14 protein-coding genes and 1 pseudogene are annotated in these 18,524 nt (G+C 36.7%); 12 read left to right on the forward strand and 3 right to left on the reverse strand.

Going from position 1 to position 18,524, the window contains the following annotated elements; genetic code table 11:
- The first annotated feature begins 13 nt into the window (after window positions 1-13).
- The 6 genes from LQ50_RS11665 (at window position 14) to LQ50_RS11690 (ending at window position 5,847) form a co-directional block, all read left to right on the forward strand.
- Window positions 14-1,018 carry an SDR family NAD(P)-dependent oxidoreductase gene (locus LQ50_RS11665; protein WP_034629371.1) on the forward strand — a complete coding sequence of 335 codons (1,005 nt, stop codon included), beginning with the start codon at window positions 14-16 and terminating at the stop codon, window positions 1,016-1,018.
- Window positions 1,019-1,034: 16 nt separating this feature from the next.
- Window positions 1,035-1,979 carry a dTDP-glucose 4,6-dehydratase gene (locus LQ50_RS11670; RefSeq protein WP_034629372.1) on the forward strand — a complete coding sequence of 315 codons (945 nt, stop codon included), beginning with the start codon at window positions 1,035-1,037 and terminating at the stop codon, window positions 1,977-1,979.
- A gap of 15 nt (window positions 1,980-1,994) precedes the next feature.
- The gene (gene pseC, locus LQ50_RS11675; protein ID WP_034629374.1) at window positions 1,995-3,200 is read left to right on the forward strand and encodes a UDP-4-amino-4,6-dideoxy-N-acetyl-beta-L-altrosamine transaminase; all 1,206 of its coding nucleotides are present in this window, start codon (window positions 1,995-1,997) and stop codon (window positions 3,198-3,200) included.
- Window positions 3,201-3,204: 4 nt separating this feature from the next.
- Entirely contained in the window at window positions 3,205-3,936 is a 732-nt protein-coding gene (locus LQ50_RS11680) for a cytidylyltransferase domain-containing protein (RefSeq protein ID WP_034629377.1), read from the forward strand.
- A 261-nt stretch (window positions 3,937-4,197) separates the two neighbouring features.
- Window positions 4,198-5,373, forward strand: a complete 1,176-nt coding sequence (locus tag LQ50_RS11685; protein ID WP_052144716.1) for a sensor domain-containing diguanylate cyclase — start codon at window positions 4,198-4,200, stop codon at window positions 5,371-5,373.
- A 264-nt stretch (window positions 5,374-5,637) separates the two neighbouring features.
- Complete coding sequence (locus LQ50_RS11690; RefSeq protein WP_152608208.1) at window positions 5,638-5,847, forward strand: hypothetical protein; 210 nt, start codon at window positions 5,638-5,640, stop codon at window positions 5,845-5,847.
- Between the two features lie 432 nt (window positions 5,848-6,279).
- Here LQ50_RS11690 and LQ50_RS11695 read toward each other — a convergent pair.
- Window positions 6,280-8,318 (reverse strand): annotated as a pseudogene (locus LQ50_RS11695) (molybdopterin oxidoreductase family protein).
- A gap of 179 nt (window positions 8,319-8,497) precedes the next feature.
- On the opposite strand from LQ50_RS11695, the gene LQ50_RS11700 reads away from it, so the two are divergent.
- The 3 genes from LQ50_RS11700 (at window position 8,498) to fadH (ending at window position 11,584) form a co-directional block, all read left to right on the forward strand.
- Complete coding sequence (locus LQ50_RS11700; protein ID WP_034629381.1) at window positions 8,498-9,382, forward strand: LysR family transcriptional regulator; 885 nt, start codon at window positions 8,498-8,500, stop codon at window positions 9,380-9,382.
- Between the two features lie 116 nt (window positions 9,383-9,498).
- The gene (locus LQ50_RS11705; RefSeq protein ID WP_034629383.1) at window positions 9,499-10,677 is read left to right on the forward strand and encodes an acetyl-CoA C-acetyltransferase; all 1,179 of its coding nucleotides are present in this window, start codon (window positions 9,499-9,501) and stop codon (window positions 10,675-10,677) included.
- A gap of 136 nt (window positions 10,678-10,813) precedes the next feature.
- Window positions 10,814-11,584, forward strand: a complete 771-nt coding sequence (gene fadH / locus LQ50_RS11710) for a 2,4-dienoyl-CoA reductase (protein ID WP_034629385.1) — start codon at window positions 10,814-10,816, stop codon at window positions 11,582-11,584.
- Window positions 11,585-11,766: 182 nt separating this feature from the next.
- On the opposite strand, the gene LQ50_RS26265 is transcribed toward fadH, so the two are convergent.
- Together LQ50_RS26265 and LQ50_RS26270 are read right to left on the reverse strand one after the other, a co-directional pair.
- Window positions 11,767-12,597, reverse strand: coding sequence for a DUF2254 family protein (locus tag LQ50_RS26265; RefSeq protein ID WP_034629386.1), 831 nt, complete (start codon window positions 12,595-12,597; stop codon window positions 11,767-11,769).
- A 14-nt stretch (window positions 12,598-12,611) separates the two neighbouring features.
- On the reverse strand, window positions 12,612-13,073 hold the full coding sequence (locus LQ50_RS26270; RefSeq protein ID WP_034629388.1) for a DUF2254 family protein: 462 nt from the start codon (window positions 13,071-13,073) through the stop codon (window positions 12,612-12,614).
- A 148-nt stretch (window positions 13,074-13,221) separates the two neighbouring features.
- On the opposite strand from LQ50_RS26270, the gene LQ50_RS11725 reads away from it, so the two are divergent.
- From LQ50_RS11725 to parC, 3 genes are all read left to right on the forward strand, one after another.
- Complete coding sequence (locus LQ50_RS11725; RefSeq protein ID WP_034629389.1) at window positions 13,222-13,635, forward strand: CoA-binding protein; 414 nt, start codon at window positions 13,222-13,224, stop codon at window positions 13,633-13,635.
- A gap of 323 nt (window positions 13,636-13,958) precedes the next feature.
- Window positions 13,959-15,950, forward strand: a complete 1,992-nt coding sequence (gene parE, locus LQ50_RS11730) for a DNA topoisomerase IV subunit B (protein WP_202595373.1) — start codon at window positions 13,959-13,961, stop codon at window positions 15,948-15,950.
- Between the two features lie 2 nt (window positions 15,951-15,952).
- A complete protein-coding gene (parC, locus tag LQ50_RS11735) occupies window positions 15,953-18,406 on the forward strand; it encodes a DNA topoisomerase IV subunit A (RefSeq protein WP_034629392.1) in 2,454 nt (817 codons plus the stop codon).
- The last annotated feature ends 118 nt before the right edge of the window (window positions 18,407-18,524 follow it).

The raw sequence follows: 18,524 nt of genomic DNA on the forward strand, positions 1-18,524 counted from the left end.
AGGAGGAGAACTAGTGTTTTTTAAAAATAAAAAAATTTTGATTATAGGTGGAACTGGAACGATTGGTCAAAGCTTGTTAAATACTATTATTTTAGAACAGCCACAAGTTGTTCGGATCTTTAGTAGAGATGACAACAAACAATTCAATCTACAAAATACTCTTGGTAATAGAAAGGATGTTCGTTATTTAATCGGTGATGTTCGTGATTATGACCGTGTTTTAAGCGCGATGCAGGATATTGATTATGTCTTTAATGTAGCTGCGATGAAGCATGTACCATCATGTGAATACAATCCTTATGAAGCTGTACTCACCAATATTAATGGAATGAATAATGTTATTAAGGCTGCGATTGTTCAAAATGTACAAAAAGTTATATTTACAAGTTCTGACAAAGCTATTTCACCAACAAATGTTTACGGAGCAACTAAACTTATGGCCGAAAGACTAATATCTTCTGCTCAATATAACAAAGGAAAAGTAAAAACAACCTTTGCCAGTGTAAGATTCGGGAATGTAATGGGTTCAAGAGGATCAGTTATTCCTTTATTTACTAAACAGATAACTGAAAATAAACGCATCACGGTTACAGACTTAAAAATGACTCGTTTTATGATGACATTAAGACAGGCAACGGCACTTACAATCAAGGCTCTTAAGGAATCAAAAGGTGGTGAAGTTTTCGTTTTAAAGATGCCAGTAATTACTTTAGAAGATTTAGTGCATGTAGTCATAGAGCAAACTTGTAATAAATATAACCTAAAAGAAGAAGAAATTAAAATTGAAGAAATTGGATTGAGAGTAGGAGAAAAAATGTATGAAGAATTAATGACATTTGATGAATCAACTATGGCATGGGAGTTGCCAAGTATGTTCATAATCCCTGGAAGATTTGGAAAAGAGGAAAAGTATTCAGGTGCTAAAAGGCCAAAATATGGAACATATAGTTCGAACAGTCAGGCACCTATTTCAATCGAAGAGATACGAAAAATAGTTCAATCGGAAAAACTGATTTAAGAAAGGGGAATATGGTATGAATGTTCTAGTTACTGGTGGAGCAGGTTTTATTGGAAGATGGGTTGTTAAACAATTACTTGATGATGGTCATTGTGTTTATGTTTTGGATGACCTTTCAAATGGGAGGAAAGAAAATATTGCTGATTTTATAAATCATCAAAATTTCAAAGAATTTATTCGGGGTGATATAAAGGAGGTGCCAGTATTAGAAAAAATATTTAAAAATAATATTGATCTTTGTTATCACCTAGGTGCTAGTATTAATGTGCAAGATAGCATTGATGACCCGGCTACTACCTTTGAAAATGATACGGTAGGAACGTTTAATGTATTAGAGCAGTGTAGAAAACATAAAGTGAAATTGGTATTTATGAGTACTTGCATGGTTTATGACCGTGCTTTGGATTCAACAGGTATTAAAGAAACGGACCCAATTAAACCAGCTTCGCCTTATGCGGGTTCTAAAATTGCAGCTGAAAATATGGTGTTATCCTACTACTATGTATATGATCTTCCTACTGTTGTGATTCGTCCATTTAATACGTATGGACCTTATCAAAAAACTGGGGGAGAAGGTGGAGTTGTTGCTATATTTATAAAAAATGCACTAAGAAATCAGCCACTTCAGATTTACGGTGATGGGGAGCAAACTCGTGACCTATTGTATGTAGAAGATTGTGCACGATTTGTGGTCAAGGCGGGTTATTCAGATGAAGTTAAAGGGGAGATTATTAATGCAGGATTAGGACGTGATATCTCAATAAACGAACTGGCTAAGCTAATCGTTCAGGACGAAACACGTATTGTGCATGTTGAACATATTCATCCTCAAAGTGAAATACAAAAATTATTATGTAACTATGAGAAAGCAAGGAAATTATTGAATTGGGAACCACAAGTTACATTAGAAGAAGGAATTAGAAGGACAGAGAGTTGGATAAAATCAACAAATATTATTTAATTAGAGGTAATAATTATGAAAAGTAAAAATAAATTGGCCATTCACGGTGGTATACCTGTGAGAAGTTCATATTTGCCATATGGACGACAATGGATTGACGATGAAGATATTAAAGCTGTTGTAGAGGTATTAAAAAGTGATTACTTAACAACCGGGCCAATCATTTCTCAATTTGAAATAGAAATAGCAGCATATGTTGGAGCAAAATATGCTGTTGCTTTTTCCAACGGCACAGCTGCATTACATGGCTCGTGCTTTGCTGCAGGGTTAAATGAAGGGGATGAAGTTATTACTACACCAATGACCTTTGCAGCAAGTGCAAACTGTATCATTTACCAAGGAGCTAAACCAATATTTGCAGATATTGAACCAAACACCTACAATATCTCTCCACAATCTATACAATCACTTATTACTCCAAAAACAAAAGCGATTATTCCTGTTGATTTTACAGGACAACCAGCAGATCTCAATGATATTCAAATACTTGCCAACAAATATGACTTAATTGTAATCGAAGATGCAGCTCATGCATTAGGCTCTCTTTATAAAGGGCGAAAAATAGGGTCAATAAGTGATATGACCATGTTTAGCTTTCATCCTGTAAAACATATAACTACAGGCGAAGGTGGAGTAATCACAACAAATAATAAAAGATACTATGAAAAGCTTATACAGTTTCGGTCTCATGGCATAACGCGAGATCAAGGTAAATTAATTGAAAATCATGGTCCGTGGTATTATGAGATGCAGTTTCTCGGTTTTAATTATCGTCTCAGCGATATACAAGCCGCATTAGGTATAAGTCAGTTAAAGAAATTAAATAAATTTGTTCAACGAAGAAGGCTAATTGCTGAAATGTATAATAAAGCCTTCAAAGGTATTTCTGAGATTACTGTGCCTTATCAAACGGAGGACAGTAACTCTAGTTGGCATCTCTATATCATTCGTTTGAATTTAAATAAACTTAGTGCAGGAAGAAAAGAGATATTTGAAGCATTACTAAAGGAAAATATAGGAGTGAATGTGCATTATATTCCCGTTCATAAACTTCCATACTATAAACAAATAGGCTATGAGCAAGATTTGTGCCCAAATGCAGAGAAGTTATATGAAGAAACGATTACCATTCCTTTATTTCCATCAATGACAGAACAAGATGTTCACGATGTAATAACTGCTGTTAAAAAAGTCATTAATCATTACTCGATAGAGGGGTGAGAAGATGAAAATAGTAGCAATTATACAAGCACGTATGGGGTCTACTAGACTACCTGGGAAAATATTAAAAAAAGTTATGGGGAAAACGTTGTTAGAGTATCAATTAGAGAGAGTTCGTAGAGCGAAACAAATTGATGAGATTATCATAGCAACAACAGAAAAAAAAGAAGATGATGTGATAGTACAAATATGTAATCAAAACTCTATTCGCTGCTTTAGAGGTTCTGAAGAGAATGTTCTTGAGAGGTATTATAAAGCGGGATTGAAATATCATGCAGACTTAATAGTTCGACTGACCTCTGATTGTCCATTAATAGATCCTTTTATTATAGATAGGGTGATCACTACGTATCTACAACATAACTATGATTATGTATCGAATACTATAGAAAGGACCTATCCACGTGGTATAGACGTTGAAGTATTTTCAATGTCTATACTACAAGAGGTTTATAATGAAGCAAGTACACTTGCTCAAAGAGAACATGTAACACCATTTATATACCAAAATCCAATTCGTTTTAAACTTGGAAATGTAAGATATGGAACGAATGAAAGTAGACAACGGTGGACTGTAGATACAAATGAAGATTTTGAATTAATAAGTAAAATTATTACATTGTTATATCCTACAAATAAAAATTTCACTATTGAAGATATCTTGAAATTGATAAAGAATAATCCAGATTTAGAAAAAGTAAATAGTCATATAGAACAAAAAGAAATGGAAAAATGATAAAGTTTAATATAAGCGCCTATTCATTGGCGTTTTTTGTTTTTGTTAAAACCGTAGCGCAAATAGATTGATTTAATGAACAATACGTCAAGCAAATTTATTAGAGAAAATAAGTATTAATTAAAAATATTGTACAGCATCTAAGCATTATGAAGAATAAAGAAGAATTTTGTCGAAATTCATGTTACGTTTGTAAGACTCTTGTAGTAAGATGAAGGTAACACGCTAAATATGTTACATTTAAATGGAAGGGTATCATATATGACAAAATCATGGTTTTGTATTTATGGGTTCTTGTTCAGCTTGCATTTACTTTATATTTTTGTATTTGAACAGTTCACGATGAATATTTTAATATTAATTGCAATTATATTAATTCTAATTATAGGTTCTGAAAAGCTGTATCGAAAGAAAACTACTGAACAAAAAGCATTAAAGGAAAAAATAAAAACTATAAAGGCTGAAGAAGAACGATTACGTAGAGAACTAGAACAAAAAAATCAAATTATCCAAAATCTTGAATTAATCGATTTAGCTTATGATGTCATAAATAAGACAACAATACATGTGTCAAAAAAAGTAGAGGCTCTATATGAGTGCACAAAAGAAGAGTTTGAAGCTCACCCATTTAGGTGGCAAGACGCTATCCATCAAGATGATATGAAGCTTGCGTTAAATAAGGAGAAACAATTATTATTAGGAAGTACCATTCAATATACGCATCGTATTGAGCTTGCTAATCAAAAGATTAAATGGGTTGTCAATAAAGCGATACCGGTTCCTGATTCAAATGGGAAATTGGTTAAGATCTATCGTACGTTTCAGGATATTACAGAACAAAAACAGCGTGAAGACCAACTAAGACAGCTTGCTTTCTATGATGATTTGACTGAATTGCCCAATAGAAAATTATTAGATATCCAATTAAAAAAAGCGTTAGCTAGGTCCAAGCGACATAATCATACTCTTGTCACAATGTTTATTGATTTAGACGGATTTAAAAAGGTAAACGACACGTATGGCCATGAATGCGGCGACCGACTATTAAAAGAAGTGGCTAACCGATTAAATGAAAGTGTTCGAGAAGAAGATTTAATTTTTCGACTCGGTGGGGATGAATTTATCATTATTTGTGAGGAAGCGGATAAAGAAGAAGCAAGTCATATTGCAGAGCGGATTCTATTTGCCGTTTCTCAATCCTTTTTAATTAAGGATTTTGAAGTGTCTGTTTCGCCAAGCATAGGAATAAGTCTCTTTCCTGAAGATGGACAAAATAGAGAAACACTTATCGAAAATGCTGATAAGGCGATGTACGATGCGAAAAGAAAAGGCAAAAGTAATTTTCAATTTTATTCAGAAGACCTAAGAGATGTTCAATCCCGTAAGTTTGATATTTTTGAAAAAATATTTAAAACCGTATCAAAAATTAAAAATTAGGGTAAATATGGATTCTCTCATTCTATCTCTTTTTTGTCACATTACTCAATAATTTGAATAATATAGAGCTACTAACTGATATGTTAGTAGCTCTTTTTAATGTGTTTTTGTCTAAAAGGTGACAATATTAATTTTTTTATGCAATATCTTCTGACAAAAGGTTTGAGGGGACAACCTAAGGGAATGTAAGGTTTGAGAAAGAGGTTAAAGTATACTCATTTGTTGTTTATATATAAGGGTGTATAAATGAAAGGTGTGATTTCTATGATTGAACACTATTTAAAGGAACGCTTTGGGATTGTTAAGGAGGATATATTGATTTCCCCCCTAACAAACAAAAAGGCAACGGTAAAAGAAGTGTTGTACACCATTGAACAAAGAGGACATGGGGATCGAGTCTTAAAAAAAATTCAATCCATCCAGTCTTTAGGGAGAAAGGGCGTGATTGTTTATTTAACAGGAATATTTGAATAAGGTGACATTGAAGAGGTAGTCTGGAAAATCTGAAATAGATGTGGCAGTTTTATTGTTTGCTAATCAATTACGTCATAAAAAGAGTAACAGAAAATGGTCCTCTGTTACTCCTAGTTTTAAAAATACTATTCGGATTAATTACCTTTTTTTGCTTTAAAGAGATCTTTTAAAGAAGCTTTTGCCACCAGCTTTTGGTCTTCTTTTTTCTCATTTTTGGTTTCTTTGTGTGCATACCAAGAAATGATCTTCAATTTAAGCACCACCGTTCATTGTTTTAATTCTTACTTTATATACGCTTTGTCCAAATATATGAATAAATAATAAAATGTATGACAAAAAGCTGTCCTATAAGTCAAAAACAGAATGAAAGATGATCATTTGAACGGCTCAAACTAGACTCTTTTCAGCTGTTAGAAAAGGCTTTGATGTCAATTAGTTTACTCTCGAACAATCCACACGACCTGAAAAGAACGTAGCCCCTCCACCCATGTCGGAAAGACGGTCAGGTGTTAAAGCATTGACAAGTTGCTTTTTACCAGGCATATCCGCCCATAAGCCTTGACTGACAAGTACACCGGGAAGAACATTTTCTCCTACCGCGGCCTTTAATTCACATTCCCCTTGATGATTCCAGATTCGAATGATGTCACCGTTGGTAATTCCGAGCTTCTGTGCGTCTAATTGGTTCATATGAACTTTAGGTTCTTTTTCTAGCGAAATATGTTTTACATTATTGGAAAACGTAGAATTTAAGAAATTATGATTCGGGCCAGGAACAAATAGGAATGGAAACTCACCATCATCGACCAGTGGTATATGCGTCGGTAGACCTGGGTATCCATTTTTTTCCATGGTTTCTGAATAGAGTTCGATTTTTCCACTCGGTGTATTAAGCTTGTGCAAGGTAAATGGCTTTCGATTAGCTTTGATATACAGTTTTTTATCTAATTCATCATACTGAACACCTTTTAAGAAAGGATTTCCTGGAGAATGAACAGCTTGTTTAACCAGAGTTTCATCTGAGTCTTGTAAGGCTTCTTCCGTAAAACCCATCGCACGAGCTAATAAGCGGAATACTTCTGTGTTTGACTTACTCTCTCCAAAGGATTCAACAATCGGCTTTTGCAAATGAATGTAATGATGCCAATAAGACGTATAGAAATCATTGTTCTCAAATGCTGAAGTAGCTGGTAACACTAGGTCGGCAAATGCTGCTGTCTCTGTTAAAAATAAGTCATGAACAACAGTAAACAAATCCTCGCGTGACAATCCTTTACGTACTTTGTTGCTATCAGGTGTGACAACTGCCGGGTTGCAATTATAAATAAAAAGTGACCTGACAGGAGGGGTTGTTTCTAGTAACGCTTTTCCTAGTTCATTCATGTTAAACATCCGAGTTTGTTTTTTAGTAGATCCGGTCTCTGTAATGCCACCGAATTGTAAGACAAAAAACCTGAATTTGATTTGAGCGCACCGCCGCCTTTTTCAAGCCACGCTCCTGTAACGGCTGGCAAACATGAAATCGTCCGTACAATCATCCCGCCATTATCGTGATGTTGTAATCCATTCCCAATACGAATAAGGGAAGGAGATGTTGCACCGTACATTCTAGCTAATTTGTAAATATCATCAACCGGGACTCCAGTAATCGCAGAAACCGTTTCAGGATCATATTGTTTCACATGCTCTTCTAATTGTTGATATCCAACTGTGTATTCTTTCATAAATGGCTCATTAACTAATTTTTCTTTAAAAAGAATATGCATCATCCCGAGAGCTAAAGCGCTATCTGTACCTGGAATAATTGGGATAAACCAATCAGCCATTTTACCTGTTTGATTATTATGAACATCAATAACAATGATTTTTGCACCGTTTTTGCGAGCTTTTTGAGCCAACATCATTTGATGCATGTTTGTGCTTACAGCATTAATACCCCAAAAGATAAAAAGTTTCGTTTCTGTTGTTTCCTCAGGGTCTGTTCCATATGCTCCCCCCATCGTATAGCGATAGCCTACTGACCCTGCTGTTTGACAAATGGTCCGGTCTAGCTGACTGGCACCTAGACGATGAAAAAAGCGGCGATCCATACCTTCTGCATTGATATTTCCCATATTTCCATAGAAGCTGTATGGAAGGATTGACTCAGGTCCTTCGTTTTCAATTAATTTTTTCCAATTTGAAACAATGATTTCGATAGCATCTTCCCATGAAATAGGTGCAAACTTTCCTTCTCCTTTAGCACCAACACGTTTTAGCGGAGTCGTTAGTCGTTTCGAATCATAAAGACGTTCTGTCATATGTCGAACTTTGTTGCAAATCGCTCCTTGTGTAACGGGATGATCCGGATCGCCTTCAATCTTGATTATTTTTCCTGCTTTTTTATGTACTAACAGTCCACACTGATCTGGACAATCTAATGAACAGACTGATGGGAAAATTCCATCTTCTTTTGATACAAATGATTGCATAATTTTAACCCTTTCCGAATTGAAGTTAGTAGATTATATCATTTAATTGAATAGTAGGAAAGTTTATAGAAGAACGATATTTTCCCGAAATTTTATCAGGTAAGGTAAGTAAATTTAGGTCTCCCGTATAATACGTATATTTATGATATTATGAAGAAAATGAGTTAGAGGGGTTTATTATGCATATCGATCATTTGAAAATATTTGTCACCGTTGTAGAATTGAAACATTTCTCAAAAGCGGCTAAAGTACTTAATTTATCACAGCCAAATGTTAGCCTTCATATACGAAATTTAGAAAGTGAACTTGATACAACGTTGTTTATCCGTTCTCCGAAACAAGTTAAAGTCACTGCTGCAGGCGAGATGTTTTACATAAAGGCAAGACAAATATTATCTCTTTATGAAGAGGCTAAACAAGAAATAGCTGATCAACAACATATTGTTCAAGGTACGATCAAAATTGGGGCTAGTTTTACAATTGGTGAATATATCTTACCTAGGATATTGGCTGAATATGCAAAGGAACATCCGAAAGTGAATGTTGAAGTAATGGTTGGAAATACAGAAGAAGTCATGGAGAAAACGCGTACAAATGAATTAGATATAAGCTTAGTCGAAGGAGAAATCGATCAGGAAGTAGAGGCTGTTTCCTTCATGGATGATGAAATGATTATTATTGCTTCAAGTCACCATCCATTAGCGCTTATAAGTGTGGCCACACCCGAGCTATTACAAAATCAAGTATGGATTTTAAGAGAGAGTGGTTCTGGAACTAGAGCTTACAGCAATCAATTGATTCAGCATCTTGAATTAAAAATGAAGCGATCGTTTGTCTTTAGCAGCAGCCAAGGAATCAAAGAAGCTGTTTCAGCCGGACTTGGAATAGCCATGATTTCACGGTTAACCGTAAGGAAGGAATTGGAATTAGGTGAGTTAAAAGAAATTGCAATTGCCAATCAAAGATTTACGAGGAAACTTTCGATTATTAAAGGGAAGCATGACTTTATTTCTAGGGCTCATGACTTATTTATTGAGAAGATACTAAACATGAAAAAGTCATAATCAAAAAAGACACAATTTTTCAGAAAGATTGTGTTTTTTTGAAGGATTTAACATAAATAGGTCGAATCAAATAGGTGTAAGAAAACGAATACATATATGTGGTAGGAGGAGAAAAGATGAGGGAAGTAGTAATTGTAAGTGCAGTTCGTACGCCAGTTGGAACATTCGGTGGAACATTATCGAGTGTGTCTGCCGTTGACTTAGGTGTTGTAGCAACAAAGGAAGCCATCAAACGAGCAAATATTGATGCTGAACAAATTGATGAGGTATTGATTGGAAACATCTTATCAGCTGGTCTTGGCCAAAACGTAGCACGTCAAGTTGCTATTCATGCGGGCTTACCAGAAACAACACCAGCTACAGCTATTAACAAGCTTTGTGGATCAGGTCTTCGTACAGTTAGTATGGGAGCGCAGTTTATTGCTTTAGGGGATGCTGATGTCATTTTAGCTGGTGGAATTGAAAGCATGAGTAACGCACCTTATGTTCTCCCAAATGCTCGCTGGGGTCAAAGAATGGGACATGGGCAGCTAATGGATACAATGATTCATGATGCATTAACAGATAAATTTAATGATTATCATATGGGTATTACTGCTGAAAACATTGCAGAACAATGGGAATTAAGTAGAGAAATGCAAGATGAGTTTGCCCTACATAGTCAACATAAAGCAGAAAAAGCACAGAAAGAGGGACGTTTTAAAGATGAAATAGTTCCTGTTGAAATTCCGCAGCGAAAAGGTGATCCAATTGTTGTTGACACGGACGAGCATCCGAAGCATGGATTGACGATTGAAAAACTTGCAAAGCTACGTCCTGCCTTTAAGAAAGATGGTACAGTTACAGCTGGAAATGCGTCTGGTATTAATGATGGAGCTGCAATGGTTATCTTAATGGCAAAAGAAAAAGCTGAAGAGCTTGGAATTGAGCCAATAGCGACCATTACTTCGTATGGAAATGCAGGTCTTGATCCAAAAATTATGGGATACGGTCCAGTTCCAGCGACGAAAAAAGCTCTAGAAAAGGCTGGGTTAACGGTTGAAGATTTAGATTTAATTGAGGCCAATGAAGCATTTGCTGCTCAATCTTTAGCAGTTGTAAAAGACCTTGGTTTAGATCCTGAAAAAGTCAATGTGAACGGTGGAGCGATTGCTTTAGGACACCCAGTTGGGGCATCAGGTACGCGTGTATTAGTAACTTTATTACATGAAATGCAGCGTAGAGATGCGAAACGTGGTTTAGCGACGCTTTGTATCGGTGGCGGTCAAGGTACAGCACTTATTGTTGAACGTTAATTTGTTTGAAGAAAAGGACTCTATCAAGGAGTCCTTTTTCTATGAATATATTATGAAAAAAAGGTTCTAACTTGAAGTGGAACATGGTATGATATGTTTAAATGAATGAATATTCACTCATGAGGAGGTAGAGAGTGTGAAAGAAAAAGTAGTCATTGTAACAGGTGGAAGTAACGGAATGGGAAAAGCAATGGCCAAACGATTTGCAGAACAAGGGGCTTTTGTGACGATTAGCGGGCGAGATCAGGATAAATTGGAACGTGCTAAACAGGAAATAGAGACATTTAATGGACAGGTATTATCAGTTGTCATGGATGTTCGTGACCCCGAAAAAGTTCAACTGATGGTGAATCAAACGAAGGAGACATTTGGCACCGTTGATTATCTTGTCAACAATGCAGCAGGTAATTTTCTTGTCCCGGCAGAGCAGCTTTCTCTAAATGGTTGGAACTCGGTCATTGATATCGTCTTAAATGGAACATGGTATTGCACACAAGCGGTGGCAAAAGAGTGGATCAAAGACAAAAAGGCTGGCAGTATTATTAATATTGTTGCAACATACGCTTGGACAGCAGGCCCTGGTGTTGTTCACTCTGCCAGTGCAAAAGCTGGTGTTTTAGCGATGACGAGGTCGCTCGCTGTAGAATGGGGAAGCAAGTACGGAATTCGCGTAAATGCTATTGCACCAGGACCAATTGAAGGAACTGGAGGAGTCGATAAATTGGTTGCGAATGAAAGTGTACACAAAAAAATTATAGATGGCATTCCTGCAAAACGATTTGGCAAAGTAGAAGAAGTAGCTGGAGTCGCTGCATTTCTCTTCTCAGAAGAAGCACGTTATATTAACGGAGATTGCATTACTATTGATGGAGCGCAATGGTTAAGTGGAGCTTCTTATAAGTTATAGTCACCATAATTCTATATTCTATTAGAAGTGTGATCTGAAAATTTATGGCCAACCCGTTACTTTGCTCAAAATACATCTTTAATTCAATTTTTTTGAGCAAATAACGGATTTCAGCTTTCGAATCAAATGTATGCAATTCAAGGGGAATAAAGCCTAGGTCTACTCGAATTTTCTTTCTCGCATTATAAAGGGTGGTAATCGTTTGCGTGTTCCGTTTGAATGGCTAATTTATAGATTTTCTCATTTAAATACTTACGATCAAGCTCCAATATTTCTTCTTTTTTTATTCCTTGTTGTATATATATAGAAAATTGCCATACCAACTTTTTAATTCTTTTCTCATTTTGTGAGGCAATTAATTGCAATGAATCAATCATTGCTGCAACGACGGAAACATCTTCAATCCCATAATGCCTTATTTGGTAGTAACAACGATACAAATAATCTTCAAAATGGCGCTGTTTAATTATGACTCTTAAGCTTTCGTACGTATCATTGTAATAAGAACGATGGAGATTTTTTTTTGCTAATACTTTCAGGATTCGAGCTAGAGCACGAATGCCGCTTATTGCCGTGTTTGGATCATTCGTACCTGGTGATAATGCTCGTAACGTAATTTCAACTAGTTTCGTAAGGCCAAAATCAATGTCTTGGATCGTTGCTCTTTCTTCTCCGAAATGAAACAAATTTTGATAGTTAGCTTGGTCTACGTTAATTTTGTTGTTTCCCCAAAAGGAAAAGATGGTTGATCCTTTTTCAATAAAGTCACCAAGTCCAACTTCAATTTGGATAATGATATCATCATCACTTGCTTGCTTAACTAATTTGTCTATTTCTACAATAAGTAAATAACCAGATTTCTCAGAATGAATGTAGGTTGGCTCCACTAAATTCAACTCTTCACTCTCCCAATCTTTCCATGGCTCATCTCCAGATTCAATCATTTCATCTTCATAATTGGCATGAATCGATTCAATTGTATTTCGTGTAATATGATGAATTAAATTACTCACTTGAATCCATCTGCCTACATGATGAACAAAAAATCAAAAAAACCTACACAAACAATTGCATACAAGACAGCTAAGGTGGGAGAGAGAAACAGCACTTGTTTATTCGTTTCTCGAATGAACAACAATAAAATCAAGGCATACACAAATCCACCAATGAAGACACCGAGAATTCGCTGTGTGTTAACATCCGTTAAAAAATCTTGCATTGTACGTGGCGAAAATTGCGACAAATAGGTTGTAAGTACAACCATAATTGTTGAAAACGAAATGGTTGTCATCGTTAATAATGAAGATGTGATCGTACTTAATAAAGTCTGGGCTAAGCTGATGTCAACAAGAATAAAATTAGGTAAAAAGTTCGCATACTGATCAAAAAGAGTGCTTAAGATCGCGAAGATGATAGATATGAGTCCATATAATGCCGGGATAAACCAAAAATGTGAGCGCAACATAAGCCACGTGGGACGATTTTTCACTAGGTATTAAACCTCCCTCTTTGTATCATGGATTACCTATTATTTTTTGCTAATTTGTCAAAATTAAACATTACTCTTTTCTTTTATGCAGGAAATTACGTTGATCATGAGGAACATTGAAAGATGATAAGAATAAGGAGTGATAACAATGACTATTCAATATCCAAGTAACGAAGAAATCAAGCAATTATTACAAGTAAGCAAACGAATTGCAGTTGTCGGTCTCTCGGCAAATCCAGACCGTACGTCATATATGGTGTCTGAAGCAATGCAAAAAGCAGGCTATGAGATTATTCCTGTGAACCCAACAGCAGATGAAGTGCTAGGAGTGAAAGCAGTTAAATCGCTGAAAGAAATTGAAGGAAATATTGATATTGTGAATGTCTTTAGAAGAAGTGAATTTCTCCCTGAAGTGGCAAGAGAAACGATTGAAGTCGGTGCGAAGTCGTTTTGGGCACAGCTAGGACTTGAAAACGAAGAAGCTTACGAGATGTTAACTGAAAATGGTATTCAAACAGTGATGAATCGCTGTATTAAAGTCGAACATGCCAAGTGGAAATAACTCCATTTCCGTATGAAGCTAACTCGAATCCAATAATACCTTTGCTTAATTTACATTGAATTATGTCTGATATGGGGAAGCCACTTTTAACACGCTTTTCTAATTATTAATGAAAAGCTCATTATTAGGCTACTGAAAAAGGAATATAATTCCTTTTTCAGTAGCCTTTCAAAACGCCTTCTTTTCTTCTTTCAAATGCTAAAGAAAATGCAGGATATTGGAAAAGAGGTTGCGAATACAGAAATAACCGCTACAATAGATAAAGCAGCACTGTTCGATGAATAGAAACATTTGTTCGTTTGTGCTACAATACGAAAAGTAGCATGTTGAAAGGAGTACCAACTTTGGCTAAGAAACAACATTTGGATTATAACGATGACGCAATACAAGTATTAGAAGGGTTAGAGGCAGTTAGAAAGCGTCCGGGGATGTACATCGGGAGTACAGACGCTCGGGGTCTCCATCACCTTGTCTATGAAATAGTTGATAACTCCGTTGACGAAGCGCTTGCTGGACACGGATCATACATAAATGTTACGGTACATCGCGATAATAGTATTTCAGTTACCGATGAAGGACGAGGCATGCCTACAGGGATGCATAAATCGGGGAAGCCAACACCAGAAGTTATTCTTACGGTCTTGCATGCTGGTGGGAAATTTGGACAAGGAGGCTATGCAACAAGTGGAGGTCTCCATGGAGTAGGGGCTTCAGTTGTTAATGCCTTATCTGAATGGCTCGTTGTTGAAATTAAGCGAGATGGGCAAGTATATAAACAACGTTTTGAAAATGGAGGGAAGCCTGTAACCACACTTGAAAAGACGGGGAAAACACGCAAATCAGGTACAACAATCCATTTCAAACCAGACCCAGCAATCTTTAGCGCCACAACATATAACTTTGAAACATTAACAGAACGATTACGTGAAGCTGCATTTCTCTTAAAAGGGCTTAAAATTGAATTAATCGATCTACGTGGCGAAGGCTCACAACAAGAATTTTATTTTGAAAATGGAATCGAGGCGTTTGTAGAATATTTAAACGAGGACAAAGAAACATTAAGTCCCGTTGTTTTTTTCTCGGGTGATCAAAACGACATTGAAGTTGAATTCGCTTTCCAATTTAACGATGGATATACAGAAAATGTCCTATCTTTTGTTAATAACGTTCGTACAAAGGATGGCGGAACGCATGAACTTGGTGCAAAAGCCGCAATGACACGAGCGGTGAACGAATATGCACGTAAGGTTAAATTGTTAAAAGAGAGAGACAAGAACTTAGATGGATCCGATATTCGCGAAGGCTTCACGTCCATCATTTCCGTTCGGGTACCTGAAGCAAAGCTTCAATTCGAGGGACAAACAAAAGGAAAACTTGGTACACCTGAAGCACGATCGGCAGTAGACAGCGTTGTCTCAGAGAAGCTATCCTATTTCTTTGAGGAAAAACCGGATGTAAGTACTATGCTGATTAAAAAAGCGGTAAAAGCTGCACAAGCACGTGAAGCGGCTAGAAAAGCACGTGAAGATGCCAGAAATGGCAAGAAAAGCAAGCGAAAAGACGTTCTTTTAAGTGGAAAGCTCACACCGGCTCAGTCGAAAAATCCACAACGAAATGAACTTTACTTGGTTGAGGGTGACTCCGCTGGTGGATCAGCTAAACAAGGAAGAGACCGTAAATTCCAAGCTGTTTTGCCATTACGTGGGAAAGTGATCAATACAGAAAAAGCAAAGCTTGAAGATATCATGAAAAATGAAGAAATCCGTACCATTATTCACACAATCGGTGCAGGAGTTGGTTCGGACTTTACGTTAGAAGATGTCAATTATGATAAAATTGTCATTATGACCGATGCCGATACCGATGGTGCGCACATTCAAGTCCTTTTGCTAACATTCTTTTATCGCTACATGCGCCCATTGTTTGATGCAGGAAAAGTCTATATCGCCTTACCTCCACTTTATAAAATAAGTAAAGGTAGTGGCAAAAAGGAAGTCATTGAATACGCATGGGATGAACGTGAACTTGATAAGGCGACGAAGAAAATTGGGCGTGGCTATACATTACAACGCTACAAAGGTTTAGGGGAAATGAACGCAACTCAGCTTTGGGAAACAACGATGGACCCTGAAACAAGAACGTTAATTCGTGTGAAATTAGATGATGCGGCACGTGCGGAAAAAAGGGTCACGACATTGATGGGAGATAAAGTAGAACCTAGACGAAAGTGGATTGAGTCTCATGTCGCTTTTGGAATGGAAGAAGACTCAAACATCTTAGAAAACGAAAACTTAGCAATTATTGAGGAGGAGTAAGCTTGGCACAAACAGAGCGTTACTTAGACCTTCCCTTAGAAGAAGTCATCGGCGACCGCTTTGGTCGTTACAGTAAATACATTATTCAAGAAAGAGCATTACCTGATGCTAGAGATGGCTTAAAACCTGTGCAACGAAGAATATTATATGCGATGTATAAAGACGGGAATACTGCAGATAAGCCGTTTCGAAAGTCAGCAAAAACTGTCGGTAATGTTATTGGTAATTATCACCCACACGGTGATTCATCAGTATACGAAGCCATGATTCGGATGAGTCAGGAATGGAAGGTTCGTAACCTGCTAGTAGATATGCACGGAAATAACGGATCGATAGATGGGGATCCACCAGCTGCGATGCGTTATACAGAAGCAAGGTTATCAAAAATCGCCTCGCAACTTTTACGTGATATAGATCGCGATACCGTAGACTATATTCCTAACTTTGATGATACTGAAGACGAGCCTGTTGTCCTTCCTGCAATGTTTCCGAATTTGCTTGTAAATGGATCAACTGGAATCTCCTCTGGTTATGCAACAGATATCCCGCCACATCATTTAGGGGAGATCATCGACGGTGTGATTATGCAAATGGAAAAGCCAACGACAACGCTTGATGATCTGTTACATGTTATTAAAGGTCCTGATTTTCCAACAGGAGGAATCGTTCAAGGGCTCGATGGCATCCGCCAAGCATATCGTACCGGAAAAGGTAAGGTCGTTGTTCGGGCGAAAACAGAAGTGGAAGAGCTCCGCGGAGGTCGTGAACAAATTGTCATCACGGAAATTCCATATGAAGTCGTCAAGTCCAACTTAGTGAAAAAAATGGATGAACTTCGCTTTGATAAGAAGGTAGATGGAATTGCGGAAGTGCGAGACGATACTGATCGAACAGGATTAAGGATTGTTGTTGAGCTAAAAAAAGAAGCAGATGCAAAAGCAATCTTAAACTACCTATTAAAAAATACTGATTTACAAGTTACATATAATTTCAATATGGTAGCTATCGCCAATAAAGCACCAAAATTAATGGGACTTCAAGCATTAATCCAAGCCTATATTGACCATCAAAAACTTGTGTTTACAAGACGGGCGAAATTTGACTTGAAAAAAGCTCTAGATCGTCAACATATCGTTCAAGGACTAATTAAAGCGATATCCATTCTTGATGAAGTTATAACAACCATTCGTGCATCAAAGGATAAAAAGAATGCAAAAGATAATCTCATTGCACAATATGACTTTACCGAAGCTCAGGCAGAGGCCATTGTAACATTACAACTTTATCGTTTAACGAATACGGATATTACTACTCTTGAAGAGGAGGCAGCTGAATTAGAACGTCGCATTCACGAATTAGAAGCGATCCTTGACAGTGAAAAGAAGCTAATTCAAGTTATTAAAAAAAATCTTCAAACGATCAAAAAAGAATTTGCTGATCCTCGTCGTACGGTGATTAAAGAAGAAATTGAGGAAATCAAAATCAACATGGATGTCCTCATTGCATCTGAAGATGTCATGGTCACTGTGACAAAAGAAGGTTACGTGAAGAGAACAAGCATCCGTTCATACGGAGCATCAAATGGGGAGAATCCTGGGATGAAAGAAGGCGATTATCTTCTCGGGCATTTTGAAATTAATACAACCGAAACGTTGTTACTGTTTACAAAATATGGAAATTATCTCTATATTCCTGTTCATCAACTCCCAGATATCCGCTGGAAAGACAACGGGCAACATGTAGCAAACCTTGTCAGCGGCTATAATTCTGATGATGAAATTATTAAAGCTATGCCAATAAAAGAATTTAAGGAAGAGGAATCACTTCTCTTTATTACCAAAAATGGGATGGCGAAAAAGTCGCAAATGTCCCTTTATCAAGCTCAACGTTTTTCAAAACCTTTAATGGCATTAAAGTTAAAGGAAAATGATGAAGTTGTTGCTTGTATGATAACAAATGGTAATGAAGAATTATTTATCGCCACTCACTTAGGATACGGGCTCTGGCTTGGCGAAGAAGAAATTAATCTTGTCGGGCAAAGAGCAGCAGGGGTCAAGGCTATTAATTTAAAGGATGAAGACTACGTTGTTGATGCGTCTACTTTCCTAAAAGATGAACAGAAAGTTGAATTCATTATTGTTACACAGCGGGGTGCAGTGAAAAAAGTTCCAATTAACGAATTTGATAAGTCGAGTCGTGCCAAACGGGGGCTCGTTATGTTACGTGAGTTAAAATCAAATCCACACCGTGTAATCGCTTGTAAAAAAGTGAAGAGACCTGCTGAAATGTTCACAATCGTTACTGAAAAGAATCAACTAGAAACAGTAGAGGTAGATCAATATCGAAATAGTGATCGCTACAGCAACGGATCGTTCATAATGGATGTTTCAACTAGTGGAAATGTGGTCGAAGTTCGAGATGAGATTGACACAACACCTAAAAACGATGAGGATTAATTGCAGACACTGATTATGACCAGTAGAGGGCACTGAAAATCAAAATTTCAGTGCCCTTGTTAATTCCCTCGTTTATAGATTATTAATAACTATAATAATGTTATGTAAACAAAGTTGA

Source organism: Halalkalibacter okhensis (assembly GCF_000787375.1).
GTDB lineage: Bacteria > Bacillota > Bacilli > Bacillales > Bacillaceae_D > Halalkalibacter > Halalkalibacter okhensis.

Coding starts and splice junctions, on each gene's coding strand:
- pseC (WP_034629374.1), top strand. CDS start 1,995: ATGAAAAGTAAAAATAAATTGGCCATTCACGGTGGTATACCTGTGAGA.
- LQ50_RS11700 (WP_034629381.1), top strand. CDS start 8,498: ATGCATATCGATCATTTGAAAATATTTGTCACCGTTGTAGAATTGAAA.
- LQ50_RS11670 (WP_034629372.1), top strand. CDS start 1,035: ATGAATGTTCTAGTTACTGGTGGAGCAGGTTTTATTGGAAGATGGGTT.
- LQ50_RS11680 (WP_034629377.1), top strand. CDS start 3,205: ATGAAAATAGTAGCAATTATACAAGCACGTATGGGGTCTACTAGACTA.
- LQ50_RS11690 (WP_152608208.1), top strand. CDS start 5,638: ATGATTGAACACTATTTAAAGGAACGCTTTGGGATTGTTAAGGAGGAT.
- LQ50_RS11725 (WP_034629389.1), top strand. CDS start 13,222: ATGACTATTCAATATCCAAGTAACGAAGAAATCAAGCAATTATTACAA.
- LQ50_RS11685 (WP_052144716.1), top strand. CDS start 4,198: ATGACAAAATCATGGTTTTGTATTTATGGGTTCTTGTTCAGCTTGCAT.
- parE (WP_202595373.1), top strand. CDS start 13,959: ATGTTGAAAGGAGTACCAACTTTGGCTAAGAAACAACATTTGGATTAT.
- LQ50_RS11705 (WP_034629383.1), top strand. CDS start 9,499: ATGAGGGAAGTAGTAATTGTAAGTGCAGTTCGTACGCCAGTTGGAACA.